9 protein-coding genes are annotated in these 10,574 nt (G+C 55.0%); 7 read left to right on the forward strand and 2 right to left on the reverse strand.

The window, feature by feature from the left end:
* Window positions 1-148: 148 nt before the first annotated feature.
* The 7 genes from kup to rbsR all read left to right on the forward strand — a co-directional run bounded on the left by kup (window position 149) and on the right by rbsR (window position 8,087).
* Window positions 149-2,017: a low affinity potassium transporter Kup gene (kup, locus tag QMG44_RS17715; protein ID WP_014172271.1), complete on the forward strand. Its 1,869-nt coding sequence runs from the start codon at window positions 149-151 to the stop codon at window positions 2,015-2,017.
* 216 nt (window positions 2,018-2,233) lie between these two features.
* Window positions 2,234-2,653, forward strand: coding sequence for a D-ribose pyranase (gene rbsD, locus QMG44_RS17720; RefSeq protein WP_020882770.1), 420 nt, complete (start codon window positions 2,234-2,236; stop codon window positions 2,651-2,653).
* A gap of 7 nt (window positions 2,654-2,660) precedes the next feature.
* The gene (gene rbsA / locus QMG44_RS17725; RefSeq protein ID WP_232937825.1) at window positions 2,661-4,166 is read left to right on the forward strand and encodes a ribose ABC transporter ATP-binding protein RbsA; all 1,506 of its coding nucleotides are present in this window, start codon (window positions 2,661-2,663) and stop codon (window positions 4,164-4,166) included.
* 4 nt (window positions 4,167-4,170) lie between these two features.
* Complete coding sequence (rbsC, locus tag QMG44_RS17730) at window positions 4,171-5,136, forward strand: ribose ABC transporter permease (protein ID WP_020882772.1); 966 nt, start codon at window positions 4,171-4,173, stop codon at window positions 5,134-5,136.
* A gap of 27 nt (window positions 5,137-5,163) precedes the next feature.
* Window positions 5,164-6,054 carry a ribose ABC transporter substrate-binding protein RbsB gene (rbsB, locus tag QMG44_RS17735; RefSeq protein ID WP_014172267.1) on the forward strand — a complete coding sequence of 297 codons (891 nt, stop codon included), beginning with the start codon at window positions 5,164-5,166 and terminating at the stop codon, window positions 6,052-6,054.
* A 107-nt stretch (window positions 6,055-6,161) separates the two neighbouring features.
* Complete coding sequence (rbsK, locus tag QMG44_RS17740; RefSeq protein ID WP_050737676.1) at window positions 6,162-7,091, forward strand: ribokinase; 930 nt, start codon at window positions 6,162-6,164, stop codon at window positions 7,089-7,091.
* A gap of 3 nt (window positions 7,092-7,094) precedes the next feature.
* Window positions 7,095-8,087 (forward strand): ribose operon transcriptional repressor RbsR, encoded by a 993-nt coding sequence (rbsR, locus tag QMG44_RS17745; RefSeq protein ID WP_072255737.1) that lies wholly within the window; start codon window positions 7,095-7,097, stop codon window positions 8,085-8,087.
* On the opposite strand, the gene mdtD is transcribed toward rbsR, so the two are convergent.
* Both mdtD and QMG44_RS17755 read right to left on the reverse strand, forming a co-directional pair.
* A complete protein-coding gene (gene mdtD / locus QMG44_RS17750; RefSeq protein WP_014172264.1) occupies window positions 8,053-9,486 on the reverse strand; it encodes a multidrug transporter subunit MdtD in 1,434 nt (477 codons plus the stop codon). The genes rbsR and mdtD overlap by 35 nt on opposite strands.
* A complete protein-coding gene (locus QMG44_RS17755) occupies window positions 9,483-10,190 on the reverse strand; it encodes a FadR/GntR family transcriptional regulator (RefSeq protein ID WP_020882776.1) in 708 nt (235 codons plus the stop codon). The genes mdtD and QMG44_RS17755 overlap by 4 nt, the downstream gene beginning before the upstream one ends.
* Between the last annotated feature and the right edge of the window lie 384 nt (window positions 10,191-10,574).

Raw genomic sequence — 10,574 nt, forward strand, 5'->3', positions numbered from 1 at the left:
AGACTGAAGTGCGGCGCTATTTTCTTTGCGCTACATTAATGCGGTTGCATTTAGGGGTACGATTTTGCATTGAATCGTGCATACTGTGCGCTTTTTGTGGGCCAAGGGACTAAGCACACATTTGTTATTTAAACGAAAAGACTAGTCTATGAGCACTGATAATAAGCAATCATTACCCGCAATAACGCTTGCGGCGATCGGGGTTGTCTACGGTGATATCGGCACCAGCCCGCTTTATACGCTTCGTGAATGTCTGTCCGGTCAGTTTGGTTTTGGTGTTGAGCGCGATGCCGTCTTTGGCTTCCTGTCCCTCATCTTCTGGCTGCTGATCCTGGTGGTTTCAGTGAAATACCTCTCCTTCGTTATGCGTGCAGATAACGCCGGTGAAGGGGGGATCCTGACTCTGATGTCCCTTGCCGGGCGGAATACCTCCGCCAGAATGACGTCGGTGCTGGTCATTATCGGCCTGATTGGCGGCAGCTTCTTCTATGGGGAAGTCGTCATTACGCCCGCGATTTCGGTTCTCTCGGCGATAGAGGGGCTGGAGATTATCGCGCCACAGCTTGATTCATGGGTTGTTCCGCTGGCGATCCTTGTCCTGACGCTGTTGTTCATCATCCAGAAGCACGGCACCGGGCTGGTGGGCAAGCTGTTCGCTCCGATTATGCTGGCCTGGTTCCTGGTCCTGGCGGCACTCGGTTTACGCAGCATTATTGCTAACCCGGACGTGCTGCATGCGCTGAACCCTTACTGGGCCGTGCATTTCTTCCTGGAATACAAAGTGGTTTCCTTCGTCGCGCTCGGTGCCGTCGTGCTCTCCATCACCGGTGTTGAGGCGCTGTATGCCGATATGGGGCACTTCGGGAAACTGCCTATCCGCGTGGCGTGGTTTTTAGTGGTCCTGCCGTCGCTGGTGCTGAACTATTTCGGTCAGGGTGCGCTGCTGCTGCAAAACCCGGAGGCGATTAAGAACCCATTCTTCCTGCTGGCTCCGGACTGGGCGCTGGTGCCCATGCTGATTCTGGCGACGCTGGCGACCGTTATTGCCTCGCAGGCGGTAATTTCAGGCGTGTTCTCTCTGACGCGTCAGGCTGTGCGTCTGGGGTATCTCTCGCCTATGCGCATTATCCATACCTCCGAGATGGAGTCGGGCCAGATTTACATTCCGTTCATCAACTGGCTGCTCTATTTCGCCGTGGTGATTGTCATCGTCAGCTTCGAGCACTCCAGCAACCTGGCGGCGGCGTACGGTATTGCGGTAACCGGTACGATGGTACTGACCTCGCTGCTCTCCACCACGGTAGCGTACCGAAACTGGCACTGGAACAAATTCCTCGTGATGATGATTCTGGTCGGCTTCCTGTGCATTGACGTGCCGCTGTTCTCCGCCAACCTCGACAAGATTGTCTCCGGTGGCTGGCTGCCGCTGACGCTCGGTCTGGTGATGTTCATTGTCATGACCACGTGGAAAAGCGAACGTTTCCGCCTTCTGCGCCGTATGCATGAGCACGGTAACTCCCTGGAGGCTATGATTGCCTCGCTGGAGAAATCGCCGCCGGTCCGCGTGCCGGGCACCGCGGTGTATATGTCGCGTGCGCTGAACGTTATCCCGTTTGCGCTGATGCATAACCTCAAGCACAACAAAGTGCTGCACGAGCGCGTGATCCTGCTGACCCTGCGCACCGAAGATGCCCCGTACGTCCACAATGTCCGCCGCGTGCAAATCGAGCAACTGTCGCCGACCTTCTGGCGCGTAGTGGCAAGCTACGGCTGGCGTGAGACACCAAACGTCGAAGAGGTGTTCCATCGCTGCGGTCTGGAAGGACTGAGCTGTCGCATGATGGAGACCTCGTTCTTTATGTCCCACGAGTCGCTGATTATCGGCAAGCGCCCCTGGTATTTGCGTCTGCGCGGCAAGTTGTACCTTATCCTGCAGCGTAACGCCCTTCGCGCGCCTGACCAGTTTGAGATCCCGCCTAACCGTGTGATTGAGCTGGGAACGCAGGTCGAAATCTAGGTCCTCATGTGGCCTGATGCCCTCTCCTGGATGGAGAGGGTGCAACCCTAAAAAAGCGGTAACCAAAGGGTTACCGTTTTTGCATTTATCGCCTTCTCATTTCACGTAGCGAAACGTTTCGACGCCGATCACAAATCTGTTATGTCATGGTGGTTTTCTGAACACCGTTAAGACTAAACTGATTTCAGCGAAACGTTTCGCTAGTGGAGCAAGAAAATGAAGAAAGGCACCGTTCTTAACGCAGAAATCTCATCGGTTATTTCCCGTCTTGGGCATACCGATACGCTGGTGGTTTGCGATGCAGGCTTACCGGTTCCGCGCAGCACCACCCGTATTGATATGGCGTTAACGCAGGGCGTGCCCTCGTTTATGCAGGTACTGGACGTGGTGACGGCGGAGATGCAGGTTGAGGCGGCCATTCTCGCGACGGAAATTAAACACCATAATCCGCAACTCCACGAAACGTTGCTCAGCCACATTGAGCAACTGCAACAACACCAGGGAAACACCATAGAAATTCGTTACACAACGCACGAGCAATTCAAACAACAAACCGCAGACAGTCAGGCGGTGATTCGCAGCGGGGAGTGTTCCCCGTATGCGAATATCATTCTCTGTGCTGGCGTCACCTTCTGAGGCCATCATGGACGCATTACTGCAACTGAAAGGGATCGATAAAGCGTTCCCGGGCGTAAAAGCCCTCTCTGGCGCGGCACTGAACGTTTATCCCGGACGCGTAATGGCGCTGGTGGGCGAAAACGGGGCCGGCAAATCCACCATGATGAAAGTGCTGACCGGTATCTATCAACGCGATGCCGGCTCGCTGCTGTGGCTGGGTAAAGAGACCACGTTCAACGGCCCGAAATCCTCCCAGGATGCGGGGATCGGTATTATCCATCAGGAGCTGAACCTGATCCCGCAGCTCAGCATTGCGGAAAACATCTTCCTCGGACGTGAGTTCGTTAACCGGTTTGGCAAAATCGACTGGAAAACGATGTATGCCGAAGCGGATAAACTGCTGGCGAAGCTAAACCTGCGCTTCAAGAGCGACCGTCTGGTGGGCGACCTCTCCATTGGCGATCAGCAAATGGTTGAAATCGCGAAGGTGCTGAGCTTTGAGTCGAAGGTCATCATTATGGATGAACCGACGGACGCGCTGACCGACACCGAAACCGAATCTTTATTCCGCGTTATCCGCGAGCTGAAATCGCAGGGACACGGGATTGTCTATATCTCTCACCGTATGAAAGAGATTTTCGAGATCTGCGACGACGTAACGGTCTTCCGCGACGGGCAATTCATTGCCGAGCGCGAAGTCGCCACGCTGACCGAAGATACCCTTATCGAAATGATGGTGGGACGTAAGCTCGAAGACCAGTATCCGCATCTGGACAAAGCACCGGGTGAGATCCGCCTTAAGGTGGATAACCTCTGTGGCCCGGGCGTGAACGATGTCACCTTTACCCTGCGCCAGGGGGAGATCCTTGGCGTGGCGGGGTTAATGGGGGCAGGCCGTACCGAGCTGATGAAAGTGCTCTATGGCGCACTGCCGCGTACCAGCGGTTATGTCACGCTCGACGGTCATGAGGTGGTGACTCGCTCTCCACAGGATGGCCTGGCAAACGGCATCGTCTATATCTCCGAAGACCGCAAGCGTGACGGCTTAGTACTGGGGATGTCGGTAAAAGAGAACATGTCGCTTACTGCCCTGCGCTATTTCAGCCGCAGCGGTGGCAGCCTGAAGCACAAAGATGAACAGCAGGCGGTCAGCGATTTTATCCGTCTCTTCAACGTTAAAACGCCGTCGATGGAGCAGGCGATTGGCCTGTTGTCCGGTGGTAATCAGCAAAAAGTGGCCATTGCACGCGGTCTGATGACGCGCCCGAAAGTGCTGATCCTTGATGAGCCAACCCGCGGCGTGGACGTTGGGGCCAAGAAAGAGATCTATCAGCTGATTAACCAGTTCAAGGCCGACGGCCTGAGCATCATTCTGGTCTCTTCCGAGATGCCAGAAGTATTAGGCATGAGCGATCGCATTATCGTCATGCATGAAGGGCATCTCGGTGGTGAATTCACTCGCGAGCAGGCCACCCAGGAAGTTCTGATGGCTGCCGCTGTGGGCAAGCTTAATCGCGTGAATCAGGAGTAAGAAGATGACTACCCAGGCTGTTTCTGGTCGCCGTTATTTCACCAAGGCATGGCTGCTGGAACAAAAATCGCTGATTGCCCTGCTGGTGTTGATCGCGATTGTTTCGACCATGAGCCCAAACTTTTTTACCGTTAATAACCTGTTCAATATTCTTCAGCAGACGTCGGTTAACGCCATTATGGCGGTAGGGATGACGCTGGTGATTTTGACGTCGGGTATCGATCTGTCCGTCGGTTCCCTGCTGGCGCTCACCGGTGCGGTTGCGGCTTCAATTGTAGGGATTGAAGTCAACGCGCTGGTGGCCGTTGCAGCAGCGCTGGCACTTGGGGCGGCAATTGGTGCCGTGACCGGTGTGATTGTGGCGAAAGGTCGCGTTCAGGCGTTCATTGCGACGCTGGTCATGATGCTCCTGCTGCGCGGTGTCACCATGGTTTATACCAACGGCAGTCCGGTAAATACCGGCTTTACGGATAACGCCGATCTGTTTGGCTGGTTCGGTATTGGTCGTCCGCTGGGTATCCCGACGCCGGTCTGGATCATGGCTATCGTTTTCCTCGCGGCGTGGTACATGCTGCATCACACCCGTCTGGGTCGTTATATCTATGCGCTGGGCGGTAACGAAGCGGCAACGCGTCTGTCCGGGATCAGCGTCAATAAAGTCAAAATCATCGTCTATTCGCTGTGTGGTCTGCTGGCCTCTCTGGCAGGCATCATCGAAGTGGCGCGCCTCTCTTCTGCGCAGCCAACGGCGGGGACGGGGTATGAGCTGGATGCCATTGCGGCAGTCGTTCTGGGCGGTACGAGTCTTGCGGGCGGTAAAGGTCGCATTGTTGGGACATTGATCGGCGCACTGATCCTTGGTTTCCTGAATAATGGTTTGAATTTATTAGGTGTTTCCTCCTATTACCAGATGATCGTTAAAGCAGTGGTGATTTTGCTGGCGGTCCTGGTAGACAACAAAAAACAGTAACTGACGACACTACAGGACATCTTAGATATGAACATGAAAAAACTGGCTACCCTGGTTTCTGCTGTCGCGCTGAGCGCAACCGTAAGTGCTAACGCAATGGCGAAAGACACCATCGCGCTGGTTATCTCCACGCTGAACAACCCGTTCTTCGTCTCTCTGAAGGACGGTGCACAGAAAGAAGCTGACAAACTGGGCTACAACCTGGTGGTGCTGGACTCTCAGAACAACCCGGCGAAAGAGCTGGCAAACGTTCAGGACTTAACCGTACGTGGCACCAAAATCCTGCTGATCAACCCAACGGATTCTGACGCCGTGGGTAACGCCGTGAAGATGGCAAACCAGGCGAAGATCCCGGTCATCACCCTTGACCGTCAGGCGACGAAAGGCGACGTAGTCAGCCACATCGCTTCTGATAACGTACTGGGTGGCAAAATCGCGGGTGACTACATCGCGAAGAAAGCGGGTGAAGGCGCGAAAGTTATCGAACTGCAGGGTATTGCCGGTACGTCAGCGGCGCGTGAGCGTGGTGAAGGCTTCCAGCAGGCTGTTGCAGCGCACAAATTTAACGTACTGGCCAGCCAGCCTGCTGACTTCGACCGCACGAAAGGTCTGAACGTGATGCAGAACCTGCTGACCGCGCACCCTGACGTGCAGGCTGTGTTCGCACAGAACGACGAAATGGCGCTGGGCGCGCTGCGTGCTCTGCAGACCGCAGGTAAATCTGATGTGATGGTTGTCGGATTTGACGGCACGCCGGATGGTGAAAAAGCAGTAAAAGATGGCAAACTGGCGGCGACCATCGCTCAGCTGCCTGAGCAGATCGGCGCAACGGGCGTGCAGACTGCTGATAAAGTGCTGAAGGGCGAAAAAGTTCAGGCCAAATATCCTGTTGACCTGAAACTGGTCATCAAGCAGTAAAAGGCGAATCAGGCAGTCGCTGGCTGCCTGAGGGACACCCTATAAAGAAAAGTGTGGCATACGCCACCGGGTCACACCGGTGGCGCTCTCAGATGGACACCTCAACCATGAAAACCGCAGGCAATCTTGTCGTCCTTGGCAGTATCAATGCCGATCACATTCTTAACCTTGAATCGTTCCCGACACCGGGCGAAACCGTCACCGGTAATCAGTATCAGGTGGCATTCGGCGGTAAGGGCGCCAACCAGGCCGTCGCCGCAGGACGCAGTGGGGCGAAGATCGCCTTTATTGCCTGCACAGGTGATGACGATACCGGTGAGCGCGTACGCAAACAGCTGGCCAGCGATAACATTGATATTGCGCCTGTCAGCGTTGTCGAAGGGGAATCAACCGGCGTGGCGCTGATTTTCGTCAACGCGGAAGGTGAGAATGTCATCGGTATTCATGCGGGGGCTAACGCCGCGCTGACCACTGAGCGGGTGAACGCGCAGCGCGAGATCATCGCGAATGCCGAAGCGCTTCTGATGCAGCTGGAATCACCCGTTGAAAGCGTCCTGGCGGCCGCAGCGATAGCGCATCAAAATCATACCACTGTCGTACTCAATCCTGCGCCTGCGCGGGTATTATCAGACGAGCTGCTGGTGCTGGTGGATATCATTACCCCGAACGAAACTGAAGCGGAGAAACTGACAGGCGTTCGCGTTGAAAATGATGACGACGCCGCGCGGGCGGCGAAAGTGCTGCACGATAAAGGCATCGGCACCGTTATCATTACCCTTGGCAGTCGTGGAGTGTGGGCCAGCGTAAACGGGGAAGGCCGTCGCGTGCCGGGCTTTAAGGTTAAGGCGATTGATACCATCGCGGCGGGAGATACCTTTAACGGTGCATTGGTGACTGCGCTGCTGGAAGGCAAGAGAATGGATGATGCTATCCGCTTTGCCCATGCCGCCGCGGCGATTGCCGTAACGCGCAAAGGTGCTCAGCCTTCCGTTCCGTGGCGTAAAGAGATTGATGAATTCTTAAGTCAGCAGGGGTAACGCTTGGCCACAATGAAAGATGTCGCCCGCCAGGCGGGCGTTTCTACGTCGACAGTCTCCCACGTCATTAATAACGATCGCTTCGTTAGCGAGGCGATTCGGGAAAAAGTCGAAGCCGCGGTTAAAGATCTCAACTATGCGCCGTCCGCGCTGGCGCGCAGCCTCAAGCTCAACCAGACGCGCACCATCGGCATGCTGATCACCGCCAGTACCAACCCCTTTTATTCTGAACTTGTTCGCGGTGTCGAACGCAGCTGCTTCGAGCGTGGTTACAGCCTGGTGCTGTGCAATACCGAAGGGGATGAGCAGCGAATGAACCGCAACCTGGAGACGCTGATGCAAAAACGCGTCGACGGGTTACTGCTGCTGTGTACCGAAACACATCAGCCCTCGAAAGAGATTATTCAGCGCTACCCTTCTATTCCCACGGTGATGATGGACTGGGCGCCGTTCGACGGTACCAGCGATCTCATTCAGGATAACTCGCTGCTGGGAGGTGACATGGCCACCCAGTATCTGATCGATAAAGGCTATACCCGCATCGCCTGCATTACCGGCCCCCTGGATAAAACCCCGGCGCGTTTGCGTCTTGAGGGGTATCTTTCTGCGATGGCGCGGGCGGGGCTTACTGTTCCGGATGGCTACCGTATTACCGGTGATTTCGAATTTAACGGCGGCTTTGAAGCTATGCAGAAATTGCTGTCGCAAGCGCAGCGTCCGCAGGCTGTGTTTATCGGCAACGATGCGATGGCGTTTGGCGCGTATCAGGCGTTATATCAGGCGGGACTGCGTGTTCCACACGATATGGCGGTGATTGGTTACGATGACATTGAACTGGCCCGCTACATGACGCCGCCGCTCACCACGATTCATCAGCCAAAAGATGAACTGGGCGAGCTGGCCATCGATGTGCTTATCCACCGAATGGCCGAGCCCGGCCTGCAGCAGCAACGTCTGCAGCTTACTCCTGTTCTGATGGAACGGGGTTCGGTTTAGCCTTTGCTTTGTGGCGCTCTTTGATCAGGTTGCGGCCATCTTTGGGTTTTAACAGCATAAAGACCAGCGCCGACACGACGGTGAGTGCGCCCATGGTAATAAAGGTATAGTGGAACTGTTCGACGGTGTTTGCGCTGTCAAAACCTTCATAAAACCGCAGCACCGCCGCACTGACGGCCACCCCCAGACTGATCGATAACTGCTGAGTCACTGCCAGCACGCTGTTGCCGCTACTGGCGTTATCGTCGGTCAGGTCGGCGAGGGTGATGGTGTTCATCGACGTGAACTGTGTCGACATGGCCATTCCCAGCACAAACAGGGGCAGGATCAGCATCCAGACCGGTAAAGAGGCGGATTGCAGGGAGAACTGCGCGATCATCAGCCCGATAAAGACCGTTACACCTACCAGCGTCTTACGATAGCCAAACCAGCGCAACACCTGCGTGACGGTTGATTTGGCCAGAATAGAGCCCATCGCCGTGGGTGCCATCATGCAACCGGCAATCAGAGCCGGGTAGCCGAAACCCACCTGCAGCATCAGTGGCATCAGGAACGGCACGCAGCCCGTCCCCAGGCGTGAGGCAATGTTGCCCGCAATCCCCACGGAAAACGTTCGGGTGTTAAACAGCGACAGAGAAATTAACGGCGTCGGGTGACGGCGTGCATGACGTATATAAAGAAGGAACAGCAAAATACCGCCGAGGATGACGGAGAGTGCAATCCATGTCGCCACGATCTTCTCACCAAACAGCTCCATCCCACTGGAGAAGAGCACCAGGCTCAGGCCAAACAGGAAAAAACCACGCATATCGAAACGGCGTCTTGGGGTGGTGAAGTTCGGCATATATTTGCGGGCATAAAGCAGCCCCGCGACGCCAATGGGAATATTAATCAGGAAGATCCAGTGCCAGCTTGCCCAGGTGACGAATACCCCGCCGAGAACCGGACCCAGTATGGGGCCGACCAGGCCGGGCATTGTGACAAAGTTGAGCACAGGAAGCAGTTCACTGCGCGGATAGGCGCGCAGTAACGCCAGACGCGCCACGGGCATCATCATCGCCCCGCCAACGCCCTGAAGAACACGGAAGATGACCAGCTCTGTAAGAGACGTTGACAGCGCACAGGCCAAAGAGCCGAGCGTAAAGAGCGTCACAGCCAGCATGAATATTTTGCGGGTGCCGAAGCGGTCAGCCAGCCAGCCGCTCACCGGAATGAGCATCGCGACAGTCAGGGTATAACTGATGATGGCGGACTGCATCGCCAGCGGGGATCGGTTAAGGCTTTGTGCAATCGCGGGTAGCGCTGTGTTGAGGATGGTGGCATCCAGTGCCTGCATAAAGAACGCCATGGCTGCAATCCACGGCAATCCGGCCATGCTGCGCGCTTTTTTCTCTCTCATTTATGTACCTGCTGGTGGGTTGGCGCGGCCAGCAATGCCTGGCATGCATCCTGGGCTCGCTGCCCGTCGCTCTCCTGAATGGCATCAACAATCGCCTGGTGCAAATCCAGCTTTACCACTTCGTCTTGCGTAATAGAGGTAAAGTAGGTGTGGTATACCGAATGGAATAAAGAGGCAAAGGATGTCAGGAACGGATTGGCGCTCATCATATAGATGTGTTCATGCCAGGCCATATCGACCTCAATCCAGCGTTCGCGGTTGAAGTGTTTTTTCAGGAACACCATCTCTTCCATCAGGGCATTGAGCTGCGCTTTCTGTTCTGCCGTCCCGAGCGTGGCGGCAAGGAGGCAGGCCTGAGGTTCAAGACTGCTGCGCATCACCAGGAAGTGATCGACAACCTGATGAAAGTTATCTTCCGTCATCCACCATGAGAGCAGTTCCTGATCGAGGAAGTTCCAGTTGCTCTGTGGCATCACACGCGTACCAATGCGAGGACGCGGAAGCACCATGCCTTTTGCCGTTAAGGTTTTCACCGCTTCGCGAACGGCGGTACGGCTCACCCCAAACTGCTCACCCAACTCCATTTCACCCGGCAGGATGCTCCCCGGGGCATATTTACCCGCTAAAATCAGCTGAGCCAGTTTTTCTGCCAGCACATACGACAGGTTTTTTTGGGCAGCCAGTTGTTGTGCGCTTAATGGCATCGCGTTTATTCCTTAAAGATTCATGCTGATAATTATGCCACCTCGGGTGTTATTGTGGTTGCAGATACATCAAATAGAACAATTTGTAGCTTGATTTCACCCCTGTTGGTGAAAAAAAACACGGACAGAAACTTTTTTTGAATTTCCTCTTGTCACTTCAGAATAACTCCCTATAATGCGCCTCCACTGACACGGAACAACGGCACACACGCCGCCGGGTCAGCAGAGATAAGCGAAAATAAATGCTTGACTCTGAAGCGGGAAAGCGTAATATGCACACCCCGCGCCGCAGCGAAAACGAAGCGGCACTGCTCTTTAACAATTTATCAGACAATCTGTGTGGGCACTCAAAGTGACATGGATTCTTAATGTCTTCGGACACTA

This window comes from Enterobacter sp. 200527-13 (genome assembly GCF_027924865.1).
GTDB classification, from domain to species: domain Bacteria; phylum Pseudomonadota; class Gammaproteobacteria; order Enterobacterales; family Enterobacteriaceae; genus Enterobacter; species Enterobacter ludwigii.